The 19,179-nt window shown below is 71.0% G+C and carries 15 protein-coding genes and 1 pseudogene; 11 read left to right on the top strand and 5 right to left on the bottom strand.

Annotated features, from left to right (window positions below; translation table 11 throughout):
- The first annotated feature begins 19 nt into the window (after positions 1-19).
- Complete coding sequence (locus ACFV2X_RS31650; protein WP_385623035.1) at positions 20-2,245, top strand: family 43 glycosylhydrolase; 2,226 nt, start codon at positions 20-22, stop codon at positions 2,243-2,245.
- Positions 2,246-2,339: 94 nt separating this feature from the next.
- Here the strand turns inward: ACFV2X_RS31650 and ACFV2X_RS31645 are convergent, their stop codons facing one another.
- Entirely contained in the window at positions 2,340-3,458 is a 1,119-nt protein-coding gene (locus ACFV2X_RS31645; protein ID WP_385623032.1) for an FAD-dependent oxidoreductase, read from the bottom strand.
- A gap of 53 nt (positions 3,459-3,511) precedes the next feature.
- Here ACFV2X_RS31645 and ACFV2X_RS31640 point away from each other — a divergent pair, with 53 nt between their 5' ends.
- From ACFV2X_RS31640 to ACFV2X_RS31610, 7 genes and pseudogenes are all read left to right on the top strand, one after another.
- Positions 3,512-4,204 (top strand): TetR/AcrR family transcriptional regulator, encoded by a 693-nt coding sequence (locus tag ACFV2X_RS31640; RefSeq protein WP_385623029.1) that lies wholly within the window; start codon positions 3,512-3,514, stop codon positions 4,202-4,204.
- Positions 4,205-4,223: 19 nt separating this feature from the next.
- A pseudogene (locus tag ACFV2X_RS31635) lies at positions 4,224-4,379 on the top strand (class I SAM-dependent methyltransferase); the annotation flags it as partial.
- A 232-nt stretch (positions 4,380-4,611) separates the two neighbouring features.
- Positions 4,612-5,583, top strand: coding sequence for a DUF1996 domain-containing protein (locus ACFV2X_RS31630; protein ID WP_385623026.1), 972 nt, complete (start codon positions 4,612-4,614; stop codon positions 5,581-5,583).
- A 76-nt stretch (positions 5,584-5,659) separates the two neighbouring features.
- Complete coding sequence (locus ACFV2X_RS31625; protein WP_385623023.1) at positions 5,660-6,238, top strand: sigma-70 family RNA polymerase sigma factor; 579 nt, start codon at positions 5,660-5,662, stop codon at positions 6,236-6,238.
- Positions 6,235-6,951, top strand: a complete 717-nt coding sequence (locus tag ACFV2X_RS31620; RefSeq protein ID WP_385623020.1) for a zf-HC2 domain-containing protein — start codon at positions 6,235-6,237, stop codon at positions 6,949-6,951. The genes ACFV2X_RS31625 and ACFV2X_RS31620 overlap by 4 nt, the downstream gene beginning before the upstream one ends.
- Before the next feature lie 155 nt (positions 6,952-7,106).
- Positions 7,107-8,039, top strand: a complete 933-nt coding sequence (locus tag ACFV2X_RS31615; protein ID WP_385623017.1) for an NAD(P)H-binding protein — start codon at positions 7,107-7,109, stop codon at positions 8,037-8,039.
- 147 nt (positions 8,040-8,186) lie between these two features.
- A complete protein-coding gene (locus tag ACFV2X_RS31610) occupies positions 8,187-10,874 on the top strand; it encodes an ABC transporter substrate-binding protein (RefSeq protein WP_385623015.1) in 2,688 nt (895 codons plus the stop codon).
- 17 nt (positions 10,875-10,891) lie between these two features.
- On the opposite strand, the gene ACFV2X_RS31605 is transcribed toward ACFV2X_RS31610, so the two are convergent.
- A complete protein-coding gene (locus ACFV2X_RS31605) occupies positions 10,892-11,434 on the bottom strand; it encodes a helix-turn-helix domain-containing protein (RefSeq protein WP_385623012.1) in 543 nt (180 codons plus the stop codon).
- 13 nt (positions 11,435-11,447) lie between these two features.
- Between ACFV2X_RS31605 and argG the strand changes: the two genes are divergently transcribed.
- Positions 11,448-12,899 (top strand): argininosuccinate synthase, encoded by a 1,452-nt coding sequence (argG, locus tag ACFV2X_RS31600; protein ID WP_385623009.1) that lies wholly within the window; start codon positions 11,448-11,450, stop codon positions 12,897-12,899.
- Between the two features lie 84 nt (positions 12,900-12,983).
- On the opposite strand, the gene ACFV2X_RS31595 is transcribed toward argG, so the two are convergent.
- Together ACFV2X_RS31595 and ACFV2X_RS31590 are read right to left on the bottom strand one after the other, a co-directional pair.
- Positions 12,984-15,296 carry an FtsX-like permease family protein gene (locus ACFV2X_RS31595; RefSeq protein WP_385623007.1) on the bottom strand — a complete coding sequence of 771 codons (2,313 nt, stop codon included), beginning with the start codon at positions 15,294-15,296 and terminating at the stop codon, positions 12,984-12,986.
- Complete coding sequence (locus ACFV2X_RS31590; protein ID WP_385623004.1) at positions 15,293-16,000, bottom strand: ABC transporter ATP-binding protein; 708 nt, start codon at positions 15,998-16,000, stop codon at positions 15,293-15,295. Before ACFV2X_RS31590 ends, ACFV2X_RS31595 begins: the two co-directional genes overlap by 4 nt.
- A gap of 137 nt (positions 16,001-16,137) precedes the next feature.
- On the opposite strand from ACFV2X_RS31590, the gene ACFV2X_RS31585 reads away from it, so the two are divergent.
- Positions 16,138-16,998 carry a sensor histidine kinase gene (locus tag ACFV2X_RS31585; RefSeq protein ID WP_385623001.1) on the top strand — a complete coding sequence of 287 codons (861 nt, stop codon included), beginning with the start codon at positions 16,138-16,140 and terminating at the stop codon, positions 16,996-16,998.
- Positions 16,995-17,705, top strand: coding sequence for a response regulator (locus tag ACFV2X_RS31580; protein ID WP_385622999.1), 711 nt, complete (start codon positions 16,995-16,997; stop codon positions 17,703-17,705). The genes ACFV2X_RS31585 and ACFV2X_RS31580 overlap by 4 nt, the downstream gene beginning before the upstream one ends.
- A gap of 21 nt (positions 17,706-17,726) precedes the next feature.
- Here ACFV2X_RS31580 and ACFV2X_RS31575 read toward each other — a convergent pair whose 3' ends face one another.
- Complete coding sequence (locus ACFV2X_RS31575; RefSeq protein WP_385622997.1) at positions 17,727-19,166, bottom strand: tol-pal system YbgF family protein; 1,440 nt, start codon at positions 19,164-19,166, stop codon at positions 17,727-17,729.
- Between the last annotated feature and the right edge of the window lie 13 nt (positions 19,167-19,179).

The following is a 19,179-nucleotide window of genomic DNA, read 5'->3' as shown; positions in this document are numbered from 1 at the left end:
GACTCCCACAGGATGTTTCATGGCGTCCCGCACAGCCCGAACCTTCCTCCTGCCGCTGCTCGTCCTGTTCACGATGGTGGTGAGCCTCCTGGCCGCATCGCCCAGTCCCGCACGGAACCGCGAAGCGCCATCGGATGCGCAGCCAAGACCCAAGTACGCCGGCTATCTCTTCACCTACTTCACCGGTGAGGGCACCGCCGACGGCGAACAGATACGGATGGCCCTCAGCCGCGGCAACGACCCGCTGCACTGGCGCGAACTGAACGCCGGCAAGCCCGTCCTCACCTCCAGCCTCGGCGAGAAGGGGCTGCGCGACCCGTTCGTCATCCGCTCCCCCAAGGGCGACAAGTTCTATCTGATCGCCACCGATCTGCGGATGTATCAGAACTCCAGCGGCACCTGGGACCAGGTGCAGCGCACCGGCAGCAAGTCGATCATGGTGTGGGAGTCGACCGACCTGGTCCACTGGACCGACCAGCGCCTCGTCAAGGTCTCGCCCGACACGGCCGGCAACACCTGGGCGCCCGAGGCGTACTACGACGAGGATCTCGGCGAGTACGTGGTCTTCTGGGCCTCGAAGCTCTACGCCGACGACGACCCGAACCACACCGGCAACACGTACAACAAGATGCTGTACGCGACGACCAAGGACTTCCGCAGCTTCAGCGCGCCCAAGGTGTGGAACGACCCCGGCTACTCGGTCATCGACTCCACCGTCATCAAGGACAAAGGCACGTACTACCGGTTCACCAAGGACGAGCGCGACCCGTCCTCCGGTACGCCGTGCTCGAAGTTCATCACGGCCGAGAAGTCCACCTCACTGACGGACACCTCGTACGACTTCGTCGCCGACTGCATCGGCAAGGGCGCGATCGACCGCGGCGAGGGGCCGACGATCTTCAAGTCGAACACCGAGGACAAGTGGTATCTGTTCATCGACGAGTTCGGCGGCCGCGGCTACATCCCGTTCGAGACCACCGACCTCGGCTCGGGCAAGTGGACGCCGTCCGAGAACTACCAACTGCCCGCCAGCCCCCGGCACGGCACCGTGCTCCCGGTGACGCAGGAGGAGTACGACCGGCTGCTGAGCGCCTACCCGGCGTCCGCCGGCTCGCTCGCCGACGTCACAGCCAAGGGCCAGAACGGGTACGCGATCGTCACCGAGGCGAGCAACAAAGTCGTGCTGCCGATGGACCCGAAGGCCGATCTCAGCCGTCTCGCGCCCCGCTTCGCGCTCCCGGCCGGCGCCACCCTCAGCCCGGCCTCCGGCACCCGGCGCGACTTCCGCAAGGCCCGGACGTACACGCTGAAGACCGCCGACGGGATGACCCGCACCTGGACCGTCGAGGCCGTGCCGATGCGCAGCCCGGTGCTGCCCGGGCTCAACGCCGACCCGGACATCCAGTACTTCGACGGCCGCTACTGGATCTACCCGACGACCGACGGCTTCCGTAGCTGGAGCGGCACCAAGTTCACGGCGTACTCGTCGAAGGACCTGGTCCACTGGGAGAACCACGGGGTGATCCTGGATCTCGGCCCCGATGTGAGCTGGGCGGACAACAACGCGTGGGCGCCCGCGGTGGCCGAGCGGGACGGCAAGTACTACTTCTACTTCTGCGCCGAACAACAGATCGGCGTCGCGGTGGCCGACTCCCCCGGCGGCCCCTTCACGGACGCGCTGGGCAAACCGCTGGTGGCCAAGGGTCAGTTCGCGGGCCAGATGATCGACCCCGCGGTGTTCACGGACGATGACGGCCAGGCGTATCTGTACTGGGGCAACGGCCAGGCGTACGGGGTGCCGCTGAACGCCGATATGACGTCCTTCGACGCCTCGAAGGTGCGGAAGTTCACCCCGGACAACTTCCGGGAGGGCTCCTTCGTCGTCAAGCGCAAGGGCACGTACTACCTCATGTGGTCCGAGGACGACACCCGCAGCGAGGACTACCACGTCGCCTACGCCACCGGTACGACACCGCTCGGCCCGTGGACCAAGCGGGGCACGATCCTCTCCAAGCGCGCCGAGTACGGGATCAAGGGCACGGGCCACCACTCGGTGGTGAACGTCCCCGGTACGGACGACTGGTACATCGCCTACCACCGGTTCGCCGTCAACGGCCCCGGGAAGGCGGGTGGCGACGGCACACACCGCGAGACCACCATCGACCGCATGGAGTTCGCGGCCGACGAAACGATCAAGCCGGTGGTGCCGACCCTGGAGTCCATCGCCCCGGTCCACCGGCGCTGACCGGGGGTTGCGGACACACGGACGGATCTGACGGGCTGGGGCCGCGCGGCCCCGGCCCGTCAGCGTGCAGACGGTCGGCTCTCGCGCTCGGCAGTCAGGATGGCTGGACTTCGTCGAAGAGGGCGAGGGCTTCGGCGGGGTCCGGGCTCACAAGGCGCTCCAGACCGGCCGTCGTCATCTCCGCCCACCTGCCGGCCCGTGCCCACATCCGTTCCTCGAAGGCGCGGACGGCGTCGTCCAGATCTCCAGGGCCGGTGGCGATGGACTCGGCGAGTTCGGCGCCTTCCAGCATCGCGAGGTTCGCGCCCGCCCCCAACGGGGGCATCAGATGGGCGGCGTCGCCCAGCAGCGTCACCCCGGAGACGTGGGTCCAGGTGAGGGACACGGGCAGGACGTAGAGGGGGCGGTGGGCGAAAGCGGTGCCGCGGCGGAGGAGGTCGAGGACGGGAGCGGCCCAGCCGTCGAACAGAGCCAGCAGGCTCGATCGCACGGCCTCGACGTCGGCCAGGTCCAGGTTCGTGTGCCAGTCCAGCGGCGCGCGGAACTGGGCGTACACCTTGACGTGGCCGCCGCTGTTGCGCTGGGCGACGACAGCTCGGTTCACTCCGTACACAGCCACGGAACCGTCGCCGATCAACCGGGCGAGGTCGGGGTGGCGGGTGTCGACGTCGTCCAGGGAGGTCTCGACCGAGGTGACGCCGGTGTAGTGCGGCGTCACCGACGAGACTGCCGGGCGGACCCGGGACCAGGCGCCGTCCGCGCCGACCACGAGGTCGAACGTCTCCTGTCGCCCGTCCGCGAAATGGACCAGTACGCCATCCCGGGTCCCCGGCACCACCCGCGTCACGCCCCGCCCCCACTGGACGTCGAGAGGGCCGAGCAGAAGGTCACGGAGTTGCCCGCGGTCGATCTCGGGATTGGCCCGCTCATCTGGACGGGGTCGCCAGTCGCGCAGGACCGTCCCGTCCGCGTCCAGGATGCGCATGGCCTGCCCCTCGGGACGAGACAGCGCCTGGAATTCCGCCAGCAGCCCCGCCTTGTCCAGCGCGCGCTGGCCCAGCCCTTCGTGCAGGTCAAGCGTGCCGCCCGGGGGGCGGGCGTCGGGGGCGGGATCGCGTTCGAGGACGGTGACGGGGTAATCATGGCGGTGCAGAACGCGGGCGAAGGCAAGGCCGGCAGGGCCGCTCCCGACCACGGCGATTCGATGTCTCATATCGATACACCGTATTGGCCCGGGACGGTGCATCGCAACAGTACGATGTGTCCATGACTGTGTGGGACCGGCCGGAGCCGCCGACTCGCCCCGTGCCGCTCGACCGGGAGCGGATCGTCGCCGCCGCCATCGCGCTGGCCGACGAGGGCGGGCTGGAGGCGGCGTCGTTGCGCAAGGTCGCCGCCCGGCTGAACGCCGGCCCGATGCGGCTGTACGGATACATCTCCACCAAGGAGGAGCTGTTCGACCTCATGGTGGACGAGGTCTACGCCGAGATCCTCCCCGAGGAGCAGCCCGGTGACTGGCGGGAGGCGCTGCGTGTCCTCGCCCACCGCACCAGGCAGGCCGCTCTCCGCCACCAATGGCTGGCCGACCTGCTCGGCGGCCGCCCGGCCATGGGCCCGAACGGTCTAGCCGTGGCCGAGGCCACGCTGGCAGCCCTCGACGGCCTCGCCGACATCGACACCGTCATGCGCGCCGTGGGGACTGTCAGCGCCTACTTCACCGGCGCGATCAGGCGCGAGATCGCGGACCTGCGGGCCGAGCGCGCCACGGGCCTGTCCAGGCGCGACTGGCAGCGCGCCTCCGGCCCGCATATGACGAGCATGCTGGCCACGGGCCGCTTCCCGACGCTGGCCAAGGCCGTGTACGACGGCACGGACGTGGACGCCGAGGCATCCTTCGCGACCGGCCTGGACTGGATCCTCGACGCCGTGGCCGCCAAACTCACCCGACCCCCGGCGTGACGCTCAGGTCTAGAAGCCGTTGGACTTCATCGACGACGCGTCGTTCGACGGAGTCGTGTGCGCATTGACGCTCCACCATATCGCCGACCGGCCGCGTCTCCTCGGCGAGCTACGACGCGTCCTGCGTCCGGGCGGATGGCTGCTGGTGTCGACGACCCACCCGACGGCTGACTGGCACCGCCGGATTCACGCTCGAAAGACTCATCGAGCCTCGTCCGACGCCTGTCCTGCGAGAACTCGACGAAACGGCCTACGACAAGCTCCACCAGGCTCCGTGCTTCCTTGCTGTCAGGCTCCTGCGGCCCTGACAGCACCGTTCCGGCTCGGCCCCGGCCTTGATGGGGCCGGGCAGGTGCTGGGACCCTGCTCCCGTGTGGCTTCGACACCTCCGTCCAAGGTCCCGGCCGGTGCCGGTGGTTCTCACCGTGACGCTCTGTCTGTCCGTGATCGTCGCCGTGGGAGTGGTCTTCGCCGCCAGCCGTGCGGCTCCGGACCGTACGGGGCCCTCGGCCGACCGCTATGTCGAGATCACAGCCGTTTCTCCGGCCGTCGTCCCGGCGGCCGGGCCGGACGCCTCGACGGGATCCTTCACAGAGGACTGCGGGCGCAACGAGAACGGGCACCACAACGCCGACAATGTCGTCGTGGCCCCGGGCGTGGTGGGCGGCGCTCACCACACCCACGACTACGTGGGCAATGTGTCGACCGACGCCCTGTCGACCAACGAGAGCCTGGCCCGGGCCGGAACCACCTGTGCGGGCGGCGACCGCTCGACGTACTACTGGCCGGTGATCCGGCGGCTGGATCGCGACGGCGCCGATGCCCACGCCGTGGGCGGAGGGGCGGACGGCAACACCGGCGCCATCGTAAAACCGTCGTCGGTCCGGGTGGAGTTCCGCGGCAACCCGGTGAGCAAGGTGGTCGCCATGCCCCGGTTCCTGCGGCTGGTCACGGGGGACGCGGTCGCGGCGACCGCGGGCGGCGATGCGCGGATACGGGCCCAGTGGGGCTGTTCCGGCCACCCCGGGCGGTTCACGACGGCGTACACGAGGTGTCCCCAAGGCAGCGGGCCCACCCGTACCTTCGACCTCCCCAGCTGCTGGAACGGACTTGCCACCGACAGCCCCGACCACCGCGCCCATGTGGTGTTCCCCGCCGTCAACGGCGTCTGCCCGCAGGCCACCTTCCCGGTGCCGCAGCTGCGGATCACCGTCGCGTACGACCTCACCCACGGCACCCGCTACGCCGTGGACTCCTTCCCGGAGCAAGGGCGCGATCCGAGGACCGACCACGCTCTCGTCATCAATGTGATGACGGACCGCCGGATGGCGGCGGTGGTGCGCTGTATCAACGACGGCCGTCACTGCCGGTCCGCGTGACACAGGCCACATTGAACCGGGGCCGTACGGGATCCGTGTTCAGCGCGTCAGTGCAGGAGAGGACGGGAGTGGGTGGATGGCGGCGGCACTATGGTCCCGCACTCGCAAGAAGCAACAGAGAACGAGTGACGAGGCACTGATCCGGGCTCTCTACGAGGAACACGGCAGGGCGCTGCTCGCCTATGCGCAGCGGTTGACCGGCGACCACAGCGCCGCGGAGGACGTGGTCCAGGAGACGCTGATCCGGGCCTGGAAGCACCCGGACGCGCTGGTCAACGGCAAGGGCTCGGTGCGCGGCTGGCTGCTCACCGTTGCCCGCAACATCGTCACCGACCGGTACCGGGCCAAGGCGGCACGCCCGACCGAGGTCGCCGAGTCCGCGGCCACCACGCCCGTGGCGCAGGACCATGCGGACGCCGTGGTGAATTCGATGCTCGTGATGGAAGCGCTCGATCAGCTTTCCCCGGACCACCGGGACGTGCTGAGAGAAATTTATTTCCAGGGAAGAAGCGTCGCCGAAGCGGCGGAAAGTCTCGGGATTCCACCCGGAACCGTGAAGTCGCGATCACACTATGCCTTGAAGGCACTGCGTGAAATGTACAGGGACAAACCGACGACGGCGAAGCTCGTCGCGCTGAAGGGGGTGGCGGTATGAGCATTCAGCAGCATGACAACAGCGAACTGCTCGGCGCCTACGTTCTCGGCGCGCTGGATGAGCGGGAGGTGCGGGCCATCGACGAACATGTGGCGTCGTGCCGGAGATGCCGCGACGAACTGGACGGGCTGCGGGAGATGGAGTCCGCGCTGGGTGAGGTGCCCCCCGAGGCATTTCTCGACGGTCCGCCGGACGGCGGGGATCTGCTGCTGCAGCGCACCCTGCGGCAGGCCCGCGGCGACCGCGCGGGCATGGAGCGCGGACAGCGGGTCGTCCTGGCCGCCGTCGCGACGGTCGCGGCGGCGGCCGTACTGGGCGGCGGTGTGCTGATCGGCCGGCACACCGGCGGGCGGCCGACGGAGATCGCGGAGCGCCCGCCGACCTCGACCTCGGCTCCGGCCACTCCCCCGGCCGGTACGAAGGTGGCCTCGGTGACCAGCGCCGAGACGGGCAGCCGGATGACGGTACGGGTGACCCCGGCGGCCGACTGGGTCCGGATCAACGCCTCGGTCAATGGCATCCCGGCGGGTGAGCGCTGCCGCTTGGTGGTGGTGTCCGACGACGGCAGCCGCGAAGTGGCCGGAAGCTGGCTCGTCTCGGGCGAGAAGAAGGGGGCCGACCTCGACGGCTCGGCGGCCGTACCGGCCGACCAGATCACCAAGGTCGTGGTGGAGAACGACAAGGGCAAGGAGTACGTGTCGGTCAACCTCTGACGAACGACCAGCCCCGCACCCCAGCACACTCCCGTCACCACGCCCCGGCCGGAACCGCCCCTGTCCATGCGTCCCGGCCGGGGCGAGGGCGCATGGGGCCGACTCGCGCCGAGCGCGTCGGCCAGCGAGAATGCTGGGGAACGGGAGGACTCTCGATGCCTGAGACACGTCCGATTCTCGTGACCGGGGCCGCAGGCAGTGTCGGAGCCGTCGGCCGCACCGTGGTGGAACTTCTCCGCGCGAAAGAACTCCCCGTGCGCGCTTTTGTCCGCCGAGCGGACGAGCGAGCGCGAGCGCTGCGCGCCACGGGCGCGGACGTCTTCGTCGGCGATCTCACGAACCCCGGGGACGTGGGCCGAGCCATGGCGGACTGCCGGCGGGTCTATTTCGGCATGGGCGTTTCCGCGCAGTATCTGGAGGCCGCGATCAACACCGCGGCCATCGCGCGCGACCGCGGACACCTGGACGTGTTCGTCAACATGTCACAGATGACCGTGGCCCAGATGAGCGCCACGAGCACATCGGAATCGGCCCAGCAGCATCAGCACTGGCTGGTCGAACAGGTCCTCAACTGGTCGGGCCTGCCGGTGACCCATATCCGGCCCACCGTGTTCATGGAGAACCCGCTCTTCCAGATCTTCGCGTACGCCTCGATCAAGAAGAGCGACACGATCCGGCTGCCGTTCGGCTCCGGGAAGACCTCGCCCATCGCCGCCCGGGACGTGGCGGAGGTCGTCGCGACGGTCCTGATGGATCCGGCTCCGCACCTCGGGAACACGTATCACCTCACCGGCGGCGCCTCCCGCGATATGACGGCCATGGCCGCGGAGTTCTCCGCCGCGCTCGGGCGAAAGATCACATACGTCGATGTGCCCCATGACCAGTGGCTTCAGCAGGAGCTGGCCACCCAGGGCCTCCCCGAGCATGTGCTCAATCACCTCTCCACGATGGCGCGGCTCCACGCCGAGAACCGCTACGACCGCGCCACGGACGATGTCAGCACGATCCTCGGCCGGCAACCGACGAGCGTGGAGGGCTTTGTGAAGCGGCGAGCGCGTGGACCCGGCCGTCGACCCGGACCCTGCTGAATCCGTCGGTGCTCAACTGGCGGACGATATCGGCGTGTTCGCCCTTGACGGGAAAGTCGCCAATGTGAGCAATTACTCCGGGACCGGTCCCGCCCGAGCCCCTATAGGCTCATAATTCGTGATGAACCGCAACGGGGGTGTCCGCTTATGCCCTTACCTCACGGTGGATTCGACGGGTTCCCGGACGATTCCAGAGCCGAAGTCTTCGTACGTGAGTTCCTGACCGCGGTGGCTCCGGCGAACCGAAAGAACCTGGCGACGAAGCCGCCACTTTTCATCCTGCGGGTCCCGGGCGATGCGGCCCAGTGCGAGGCCGCCGTGCACCGGGTGCTGGAGGCGCTGCGCCGGTCGATCGACGACAGCGGCAGGCTTGTGCCGTACGCACATCTGACCGCCGGCCCGGACACCGAACTGCTCTCCGAGCGCGCGGGCGCCTGTCTTCAGGTCCCCCCGCACATGGTGCCGGACCGCTTCCCGCACTTCCAGGTGGTCCGGGACCTGGTGACCTACCTCAGGGAACATCCGGCGCGCTGGCCCGGACCGCGCGCCAGGGAGCTGCGGGAACACGTCTGCGATCAGCAACAGGCCGAACACCGCGGCCTGCTGGGGAGGCTCCCGGCGAGCGACCCCCCGGCGGACACCATCCGGGGGTGGCTGCTGCGCGTCGGCTGGCTGTCGGTCGCCCGGAGACTCCCGCGCAGACTGTGGTCCTGGTGGACATCGGCGAAGGTGATGCGCGCCTGGCTGGCGGACCTGCCGGTGGCCGCGGGCGGCCGGACGCTGTTCGCGGTGCTGGACCAGGTGGCCGCCGTCCAGGCGGTGCGGCTGAGGACCAATCCCCGCCACGACGAAGCCCTCCAGGAACTGGAGGAGCTGCTGGTGCGGGCCCTGCTGGAGGATCTGCGCACCCCGCCCGTCGGCGGTGTCCTGCCCAGGCGGCGGCGCCGCACCGCGCGGCCGGTGCTCCTGGTGGAGTTGGAGCCGACCGGGGCACAGGGCGCCCGTGGCGCCGAGCGCTTCCTGCGCGCGCTGCACCGGATGCGGGACACCGCGGCGCAGCCGGGGCCGCTGGTCATCGCCGTCGGGCAGCCGTCCCCGGCGCTCCTCGCCGAGCTCGGCGACCCGCCGGAGAGCAACTTCACCCAGGCCGGGCTCCAGCTGGGCCACAAGGACGGCCCGCCGGTCCTCGTGACCTTCAGCGAGGCCGCGCTCGCGGGCCCGGGGCTGCCCGTGGGTCCGGTGGCGCCCAGGACCTTCCGGCTGAGCTGGCGGACCACCACGTCCATCGTGGCGGTTTTCGTGGCGCTGGCACTGGTCGGCACGGTCCTGATCGTGAGCCGCGCACTGCCGGACCCCGAGGATCGCTCCTGCGTCGGCGGCAGCCGGTCCGTCGCCGAGTCCGCCCGCGCCACACCGGTCCGCATGACCCCGAAGGCCTGGTACGACGCGGCGCGCAGGGCGATCGACACCGAGAACAGGCGCGCCGAGCGGTTCGCCGGCCAGGGGCGGACCGTACGGACCGTGGTGGCCTTCGGGTCCAGCAGACCGCGGGACGAGACGGACGCCCTGTTCGACGGGACGATCCCGGAGCTGCGCGGTATCGCCCTGTGGCAGCGAAGGCTGAACGACGAGGCGGTCTCGGACGACTCGCTGGTGCCGCTGCGCGTGGAGGTGCGCACCACGGGTGAGAACTTCCAGGAGGCCGAACAGGCGGCCCGGAGGCTCGTCGACGAAACCCGCCACGAGGACGCGGCGGGGCGCAAGGACCGTAAAAGGGACTATAAGAAGGTCGTCGGCGTTCTCGGGTACGCGCAGAGCCGGGACACGACCAAGGCCGCGCTCCGGGTGCTCGGCGCGGCCGGAATCCCCGCGGTCGGGACCACTGCCACCGCCGACGAGATGCTGGACGGCCCGGCGAGCCTGAACTACTGGCCCTCCGCCCCGTCCAACTCCACCGAGGCGCGCATCGAGGCCGACTTCGCCGGCCAGCAGAACATCGTGGCGGCACGCGGCGAGAAGCAGAACATCTGCTCCCCGGCGAAACGGGCGCTGGTGATCGAAAGCTCGGCGGACCTCTACAGCAAGAGCCTCGCGGACAAGTTCCGCGCCGAATTCCCGGGCCCCACCTCGGTGTTCAACTTCGACCAGGACGGCGACTTCCGGTTCGCCCCGGCAGGTTCGACCAGCGTGCACAGCGCCGTCGAACTCGCCAACCAACTGTGCCGGGCGCTGCGGACGGATCCGGACTCGGTCGTGTACTGGTCGGCGCGGGCGCGCGATTTCACCGCCTTCATCAACGCCATGGACCTCCGGGGCACCTGCGTCGACCACGACATCACGGTCCTCGGCGGCAACGACCTGACCAATGTGGCGATGACCGGCGAGCTCAGTGACAAGAGCTGGCTGCGGCTGTACTACTCGGCCCACCGCATGCCGCTCACCGACCCGCGCACCAGCGCCAGGAGCCGGCAGTTCGCCAAGGAATACGACCACTTCGTCCGGGCCACCACGGAGGGAGACGACCCCTGGCGGCAGGACGGACACTCCGCGGTGTCCTACGACGCCGTCCACATGCTGTCGCAGGCGATCGACCAGGCCCGGCTGCGCGACCCGGACGTCGAGCGGGAGTCCGTCCTCATCGCCCTCGGCGCCGGTGTCACCTTCGACGGAGCCACCGGATACGTCTCCTACGACCAGGGCAGCAACGCGCCACCCCGGGACAAGACCCTGGTCCTGCTGCGACAAGTGGCGCAGCAACCGGAAGCGGTGGTGGCCTGCGGGGCGTACCGGCCGGACACCTCCAGCCGTACGACCGGCGCACCGTGCGCACGCTGACCCGCCTGGTCGCGGCCTCACGGCCCGCTGCCGAAACCGGTGGCCCGGCGCGCCGACGGCAGCGAACCCGGTGTCCGTCCGATCAGCTTCCGCGACGTCCGGGTCAGATGCGCCTGGTCGGCGAAGCCCGCATACGCCGCGGCCGGCGAGGCGCCGGGCAGGGCGGCGACCGCGTCCCGCGGCCGTGCCCACTGCCGCAGTACGGCCAGCGATGTCCCCACGGCCTCGCGGACCAGTGCGCGCAGCCGCGGGGCCGACAGGCCCACCTCGGCGGCGACGGCGCCCCGAGGGGCGCCGTCGCCGGGGTGCATGATCTCCGCCAGGGCGTGCGCCACGCGCGTATCGAGCGCGGGTGGCCTGCCGGTCAGGGCGACGAGCTCGTCGTACGCCGCGTCCGGGTGCGCCGCGGCGGCCGGACAACAGGCGCCGACCGGCCCCAGCGCCTCGGCCTGCTGGTGCCGGCCCCGGGCAGCCGTGCGGCCGGGGCGTGGGCCGTCGCGGTCGCGGAGGCGGCCCGGGGCGGGTCGTAAATCGGCGCTTGCATGATCATGCGGGGTCATGCATACTTCTGCCGTGTCCAAAGTTCTCACCTCCCTGCCTGTCGGCGAGCGCGTCGGGATCGCCTTCTCCGGTGGCCTCGACACCTCGGTAGCCGTCGCGTGGATGCGCGACAAGGGTGCGGTGCCCTGCACCTACACCGCTGACATCGGCCAGTACGACGAGCCCGACATCGCGTCGGTGCCCGGCCGCGCCACGGCCTACGGCGCGGAGGTCGCCCGGCTGGTCGACTGCCGGGCGGCCCTCGTGGAGGAGGGTCTCGCGGCCCTCGCCTGCGGGGCGTTCCACATCCGGTCCGGTGGCCGCAGCTACTTCAACACCACCCCGCTCGGGCGGGCCGTCACCGGCACCCTGCTGGTGCGCGCGATGCTCGAGGACGATGTCCAGATCTGGGGCGACGGCTCCACCTTCAAGGGCAACGACATCGAGCGGTTCTACCGCTACGGTCTGCTGGCCAACCCCTCCCTGCGGATCTACAAGCCGTGGCTGGACGCCGACTTCGTCAGCGAGCTCGGCGGCCGCAAGGAGATGTCGGAGTGGCTGGTCGCCCACGGCCTGCCCTACCGGGACAGCACGGAGAAGGCCTACTCCACCGACGCGAACATCTGGGGCGCGACGCACGAGGCCAAGGCGCTCGAGCACCTTGACACCGGCATCGAGCTCGTCGAGCCGATCATGGGCGTGCGGTTCTGGGACCCGACCATCGACATAGCGGCCGAGGACGTCACGATCGGCTTCGAGCAGGGCCGGCCGGTGACGATCAACGGCAAGGAGTTCGCCTCCGCCGTCGATCTGGTGCTGGAGGCCAACGCCATCGGCGGCCGGCACGGCCTGGGCATGTCCGACCAGATCGAGAACCGCGTCATCGAGGCCAAGAGCCGCGGCATCTACGAGGCGCCGGGCATGGCGCTGCTGCACGCGGCGTACGAGCGGCTGGTCAACGCGATCCACAACGAGGACACCGTCGCCACCTACCACACCGAGGGCCGGCGGCTCGGCAGGCTGATGTACGAGGGCCGCTGGCTGGACCCGCAGGCGCTGATGGTGCGCGAGTCGCTGCAGCGCTGGGTCGGCGCGGCGATCACCGGCGAGGTGACCCTGCGGCTGCGGCGCGGTGAGGACTACTCCATCCTGGACACCTCCGGGCCGGCGTTCAGCTACCACCCGGACAAGCTCTCCATGGAGCGGACCGAGGACTCCGCCTTCGGTCCTGTGGACCGGATCGGCCAGCTGACCATGCGCAACCTCGACATCGCGGACTCCCGCGCCAAGCTCGAGCAGTACGCGGGGCTCGGGATGGTGGGCAACTCCCACCCGGCGCTGATCGGCGCCGCGCAGGCGGCCTCGACCGGGCTGATCGGCGCGATGCCGAAGGGCGCGTCCGAGGCGATCGCCTCCTCCGACGGCCAGGTCTCCAGCGACGACCAGCTGCTCGACCGCGCCGCGATGGAGTTCGGCGCCGACTAACGGCCCCGGAACACTCACGCGCAGCGGCGGCCCTCGCCCGGTTCCGATCCGGACGAGGGCCGCCGCGTTCCGTATGGCGGGGCGCTACTCGTTGTGCAGCACCTCCGCGATCGTCAGCCGCGCCGCGCGCCGCGCCGGGATCAGGGCGCCCAGCACCCCGATCACCAGCCCCGCCAGGGCCAGGCCGGCCAGGGTCGGGAGGTGCCAGACGTCGGTCATGTACGAGGGCAGGGCGATGTCCACCGCGTCCGCCATCCGCGGCTCCACCAGGTCGTAAACCGCGATGCCCAACGGGACGCCGAGCAGCGAGCCGAGCGCGCCCAGCACTCCCATCGACGTCACCATCATCGCCGTCACCTGTCGTGGCGTCATGCCGATGGACTTGAGCATGCCCAGGTCGCGGCGGCGGTCGTGGGTGTTGAGGACGACCGTGTTGAAGACGCCGAGCGAGGCGACCACGACCAGCATCAGGGTGAGCGCCGTCGCAGAGCCGACGATGGTCTGCTCGCCGGTGTTCGGGCCGTTCGGTGTGGGGGTGGTCCCGGAGTCCGCGGCCCTGGCGGCGCGCGCATAAGCGTACGGGTCCGCTCCGTCGCGGAGTTTGACGTGGTACGCAATGGGTTTCTCCTGGGGGGACAGGGCCGTGATCGTCGCCCAGTCGCCCACGACCAGCCGGCCGTCGCTCTCCATGTACTCGCCCACGACGGTCACCGCCTCCCTGTGGTCGCTCTTCTCCAGGGTGAGGTGATCGCCGATCCGCATGCCGTGCTGGCGCAGGAAGGCGGAACCAGCCACGATCTCACCCGCCCCCCGCGTCCACCGGCCCTCGGTGAGCACGCTGTCCAGCCGGAGCAGGTCGCCCCGGCGGGCCTCCAGCATGAGGTTCTGCGCGGCGCCGCCCATGCGGACCTCGATGTCCGCCCTGGCGGTGACCTCACTCGCGCCCGGCAGCGAACGCAGCAGGGACTGGAGTTCCCGGTCGCCGTGCTCGGGCTGGGTCTCCTTGCCGTGCTTGGAACTGCTCGCGTACACCGTGACGTCGTAGGAGCCCTGCCCCGCCTCCCCGAACCGGGTCATCATCGTGGCCAGGCCGGTCGCGAAGGTCACCGTGGTCACCCCGAGGAGCACGGCGGCGAGCGTGAGGGCGCTGCGGCCGGGACGGGCGAAGGGCAGGCCCACCCCCAGGCTCAGCGACCGCGGCAGCCTGCTGCCCGCCAGCCGGCGCTGGACGCCGAGCGCCCGTCCGGCGCGCGGGGCACTGCCCGCGCTGATCGCCCGCGCCGCGGAGAGCCGGTGCGCGCGCACCGCCGGGGCGAGGGCGGCGAGGGCGCAGACGACAGGCATGCCGATCAGGGCGAGCGCGTTCACCCAGGGCGCGATGCCCACGTTGTGGTTGAACACCCCCGAGTCGGGCCCCATGAACACGAACTGGAACAACGGACGTGACACCAGGTTGCCGACGACGGTGCCGAGTGCGCAGCCGATGACGGCGGGGACGGAGACCATGGCGAGGTAGACGGCGACCACCTGGCCCGGGGTGAAGCCCAGGGCCTTGAGGATCCCGATGTGCCGGAAGCCGGAGATCACGGCGCCACTGACCACGTTGGCGACGATGAGCACCGCCACCACGACACCGAGGACGCCGAAGGCCAGCAGATAGCTCGCGTAGGACCGGGCCGGGGCGCCTGTCCGGTGCTTGAGGGCGAGGTACGACTCGGAAGCGGTCAGGGCGTTCTTCGGCAGCCCTTCGGTCACCGTGGCCAGTTGGGCGCGCAGCCGGGCGTCCGACGACGCGTCCGTGAAGCGGAAGAGCATCTGCGTGGTGGTCGGGTGCAGGGCCTCGATCTGGGCGGGCGCGACCCAGGCGTCCGCCGTGTGGCTGAGTTCGAAGCCGAACCCGACGATGGTGAGCGTCGGCCCCGAGGGCACCCGGATCCGCTTGCCCAGGTCGCGTGCGGTCCAGTCCGACTGCCGGTTCAGGACGACCTCGCCCGGCCGGGTGGGCCAGTGGCCCGCCCAGAGGTCCACCCGGTCCACCGGGCCCCCCGGCCCGGGGCGGCCCACGACGGTGACCTGGCCGCCGAGGCCGTAGCTCTCCGGACCCCTCGGCATGTCGACCGTCGCCTGGGCGAACGGGCCGGCGGCGGCCTCGACTCCGGACCGCCGCGCCGCCCGCGCCAGCTGTGCCTCCGAGACCTTCGCGGGATCGAACGCGGCGGCCATATGCGGGCCGCGCTGCCTGGCGAAGGTCTTCTCGAAGGGGGCCGATGCCGAGTCGACCAGGCCGAGCGCGATCACCATCGCCCCGGTGGAGACCAGCGTGACCAGCAGGATGACGATCGTCTGGAGCCTACGCCGCCGTACGGCCGCACGCGCCGCCCGCCACACGGCCCTCATGCGGAGGCCTCCAGGGTGTGTTCGCCGGTCACCCGGCCGTCGGCGAGGAGGACCAGCCGGCTGGCGCAGCGCCGCGCCAGGTGCTCGTCGTGCGTCACCATGATCAGCGTCTGGCCGATCTGGTTGAGGTCCAGCAGCAGATCCATCACCTGCTCGCCGGACCGGCTGTCCAGGGCGCCGGTCGGCTCGTCGGCCAACAGCAGGGCGGGGCGGTTCATCAGCGCCCGGGCCACCGCGACCCGCTGCCGCTCGCCGCCGCTGAGCACCGCGGGGTAGGCCCGGGCGCGGTCCTCGATGCCCAGCTCCTCGAAGAGTTCCAGCGCGCGCCGGCGGGCCTGCCGGGCGGGGGTGCCGGTCAGCTGCGCGGCCAGGGCGACGTTGTCGAGCGCCGACAGGTCGTCGACGAGGTTGAAGAACTGGAAGACCATGCCGATGCGGCGCCGCCGGTACAGGGCGAGACCCTTCTCGCTCAGCTCCCCCACGTTCTCGCCGTGCACGGTGACCGTGCCGTCCGTCGGACGGTCCAAACCGGCGATCATGTTGAGCAGGGTGGACTTTCCGCACCCCGACGGCCCCATCACCGCGACCGCCTCCCCGGCCCGGATCTCCAGGGACACGCCGTCCAGCGCCGTCGTCTCCCCGTATTCCTTGCGTACGCCGTCGAGCCGTACGACGACCTCTGCGCTGCTGTGCTCAGTGAACATGCACAGGACGCTAACCGGGGAGCCCGGCCCGAACATCCCTCCCCGGATGGCACCTTCGCGCCCGTCTCATCCCCGGGATGCAGGGCCTGCATCCGCAGGCTGATGCGGATCCCGGGGCGGTCTGCCACAGTGGCCCCGTGTGGGAGTGGGAGACAAAGGCGCTGGTGGCGGCAGTAGGGGTGGTGTCGGTCGCCGCCCTGTGGCTGGCGGTGGCGCTGGTGCGTACGCGGCGCCGGTGGCAGACGGCCGTGGGAGAGCGCGGCTGGCTGCTGGAGCGGGAGCGGGAGAGCGCCGCGCGCGCCGCGATCGAGGCCGAGCGGGACCGTATCGCCCGGGAGTTGCACGACATCGTCAGCCATAACGTCAGCCTCATGGTGGTCCAGGCCGGGGCCGCCCGCGAGGTGCTGGGCACCATGCCGGACGAGGCCACGGCGGCCCTGCGGGCCGTCGAGGACGCGGGGCGTGGCGCGATGACCGATCTGCGGCATCTGCTGGGGCTGTTGGCGCCGTCGCCGAGCGGCGAGGACACCGACCAGGGGCCGGGCACGGCCGGCGGCGGCGCGGCGGAGCTGACACCGCAGCCGGGCCTTGACCGGCTTGGCCCGCTCGTCGACCGGATCTCCTTCGCCGGGCTGCCCGTCGAGGTGCGCGTCTCGGGCGAACCGCGCCCGCTGCCCCAGGGGGTCGATGTGACCGCCTACCGCATCATCCAGGAGGCGCTGACCAACGCGCTCAGACACGGCGACGGCGCCGGCAAGGCCGAGGTGACCGTGCGCTACGCCGACCACGCGCTGCGCGTGGAGGTGCTCAACACCGGCCCCAGCGTGCTGACCGGCGGTGCGCCGGCACAGCCGACACCGCGGCAGCGGGAGGGCACCGGCCGCGGACTGCTGGGCCTGCGGGAACGGGTCGCGGTGTACGGCGGAGACCTGGACGCCCGGCGCCGCCTCGGCGGCGGCTACCGGGTCCGGGCGCGTATCCCCCTGGACCGGCCATGACGGCGGCGGCGCCCGGGCGCGAGCGGGCTCCGCGCGTGCTCATCGCCGACGACCAGACACTGATCAGGACCGGCTTCCGGCTGATCCTCACCGCGCGCGGCATCGAGGTGGTGGGCGAGGCGGCCGACGGCGCGGAAGCGGTGGCGGCGGCGCGCGAACTGCGGCCGGACGTGGTGCTGATGGACATCCGTATGCCGACCATGGACGGCCTGGAGGCCACCCGCCGCATCCTGCGCCAGACCCCGGACTGCCGGGTGCTGATGCTGACCACTTTCGACCTGGACCACTATGTGTATACGGCGCTGTCCGTCGGGGCCAGCGGGTTTCTGCTCAAGGACGTCACCCCGGAACACCTGGCGGCGGCCGTACGGCTGGTGGACACGGGCGATGCCCTGCTGGCCCCGTCCATCACCCGGCGGCTGGTGGAGCGCTTCGCCTCACCGTCCGCCCCCGTCCCCGCCCAGCACGCCGACCTCGCGGCCCTCACACCCCGTGAGCTGGAGGTCCTTGGCTTGCTTGGCCGTGGCCTGTCCAACGCGGAGCTGGCCGCCGAGCTGACCCTGAGCGAGGCCACGGTGAAGTCCCATGTGGCCCGGATCTTCGCCAAGCTGGCCCTCCGCGACCGCGCCCAGGCCGTCGTGCTCGCGTACGAGACGGGGCTGGTCAGAGCGGGTGATCCGGGCGCGGGCGGCTCCCCGGCCCGGTGAAGGGACCGGTGAAGGGCCCGGTCACCGGTGGATCAGCGACCGGAAGCCGGCGCGCACATCGGCCTTGGACGCCTTGACGTACACCTTCGACGGCGGGCCGAGGTCGGTGGGCCCGTAGGTGGTGTACGAGAGCTTCCTGGGACAGCTCGTTCCGCCGATCTCCACCGAGCGGTCGGCCACGAGCTTTCCGGTCCGCAGCTCGTAGACCTTCACCGGAATCGCGATCTTGTGGAATGTCACATCCGTGGGGAAGTTGGGGAAGGACTTGTTCTCGTACGGACACGTCCGGACGGACGTCCCGTAGTCCTCGTCGTCCGCGCAGACCACCAGCACCGCGTGGGCGGCGTCGGTGGTCCGCCACTCGCCCGGGAGCTTGTTCGTGTACGCATCGTTCCCGTAGAACAGCGCGCGGTTGGTTCCCTTGCCGTAGGGGGCGGCGCCGCTGTACTTGGCCGGTCGGGAGCAGTAGGCGGGTTGTGTGTCCGTCGACCCGTCGAGCAGGTCGCGGACGTGTCCCAGTTCGATGGTCAGCGTGGCCCGCCTGACCCCGCCGCGGGCCTTGGCCGCGAGTCCGTCGCCCGGGTACTGGTCGAGGAGTTGCCGATAGCGGTCGCGCGCCTTCTTCCAGTCCTTGCCCGCCATGAGGTCGTCACCGCATCCGACCAGCGCCGCGGGCGCGGTCCGCTTCGCGGTGTCCGCGGACCGGTCAAGCGCGTTGTGGGTGGGCCGGCGATGGCGGAGCCAGTCGGTGACCGTGACGGTGCGGCAGGGGTTCTCGGTGGGCAGACCGCCGAGGAACCCGTCCAGGACCGCGTCGACCGTCTTCCCGTTGCCGGGCTGCGCGAGGACCGAGGAGAGCGTGTCGAAGCCCGTCTTCAGGGCGCCGGTGTCCCCGGTCAGCCCGGTGGTCAGGTCCGCCTTGGCGGCCCGTAGCTGATGGCACGCCTTGACGGTCTTGTCGCCGCGGGCGGCCGGCGGCGCGTCGGCTATACGGTGGCCGATCCACACCTCGCCCTGCGCGGCCAACACCCCCGCGCAGTCGCCGCGTTCCCGGGCCTCGGTCACGCTCCGCTCGATCCTGGAGGCGTCGAACCGCAGGAACCCCGCGGCCAGCAGCACCGGAGCCGTGACGCCGAGCGCCACCAGACGCCGCGTACGTACGGCCGGGCCGACCCGCACACCAGGCCCGCCGCGGCCCCGCGCCAGGAACCACCCGTGCGCGATGCCGGCCACCCACCAGACGACCACCACGATCTCGCACCACGGCCGGGCGACCGAGACCAGGACGGAGACGAGGACGACGGTCACCACCGCGGCGGCGACGGCGAGCCCGCGCCGCCCCAGCAGCAGGTAGCCGACGCCGAGCAGGGACGCGTTGCCGAGGGCGCCGGTCAGCGGGTCGTATGCCCCGCCCCCGGGTGGCGCGGGCTCCGGCACGGCGGCGTACGTCGGGTCAGCCATCTCCTGGTCTCTT

Source organism: Streptomyces sp. NPDC059679 (assembly GCF_042734105.1).
Lineage (GTDB): Bacteria > Actinomycetota > Actinomycetes > Streptomycetales > Streptomycetaceae > Streptomyces.
This window is presented reverse-complemented; position numbering and strand designations above follow the sequence as displayed.

Coding starts and splice junctions, on each gene's coding strand:
- ACFV2X_RS31650 (WP_385623035.1), top strand. CDS start 20: ATGGCGTCCCGCACAGCCCGAACCTTCCTCCTGCCGCTGCTCGTCCTG.
- ACFV2X_RS31645 (WP_385623032.1), bottom strand. CDS start 3,458: ATGAGACATCGAATCGCCGTGGTCGGGAGCGGCCCTGCCGGCCTTGCC.
- ACFV2X_RS31640 (WP_385623029.1), top strand. CDS start 3,512: ATGACTGTGTGGGACCGGCCGGAGCCGCCGACTCGCCCCGTGCCGCTC.
- ACFV2X_RS31625 (WP_385623023.1), top strand. CDS start 5,660: ATGGCGGCGGCACTATGGTCCCGCACTCGCAAGAAGCAACAGAGAACG.
- ACFV2X_RS31620 (WP_385623020.1), top strand. CDS start 6,235: ATGAGCATTCAGCAGCATGACAACAGCGAACTGCTCGGCGCCTACGTT.
- ACFV2X_RS31615 (WP_385623017.1), top strand. CDS start 7,107: ATGCCTGAGACACGTCCGATTCTCGTGACCGGGGCCGCAGGCAGTGTC.
- ACFV2X_RS31610 (WP_385623015.1), top strand. CDS start 8,187: ATGCCCTTACCTCACGGTGGATTCGACGGGTTCCCGGACGATTCCAGA.
- ACFV2X_RS31605 (WP_385623012.1), bottom strand. CDS start 11,434: ATGACCCCGCATGATCATGCAAGCGCCGATTTACGACCCGCCCCGGGC.
- ACFV2X_RS31595 (WP_385623007.1), bottom strand. CDS start 15,296: ATGAGGGCCGTGTGGCGGGCGGCGCGTGCGGCCGTACGGCGGCGTAGG.
- ACFV2X_RS31590 (WP_385623004.1), bottom strand. CDS start 16,000: ATGTTCACTGAGCACAGCAGCGCAGAGGTCGTCGTACGGCTCGACGGC.
- ACFV2X_RS31580 (WP_385622999.1), top strand. CDS start 16,995: ATGACGGCGGCGGCGCCCGGGCGCGAGCGGGCTCCGCGCGTGCTCATC.
- ACFV2X_RS31575 (WP_385622997.1), bottom strand. CDS start 19,166: ATGGCTGACCCGACGTACGCCGCCGTGCCGGAGCCCGCGCCACCCGGG.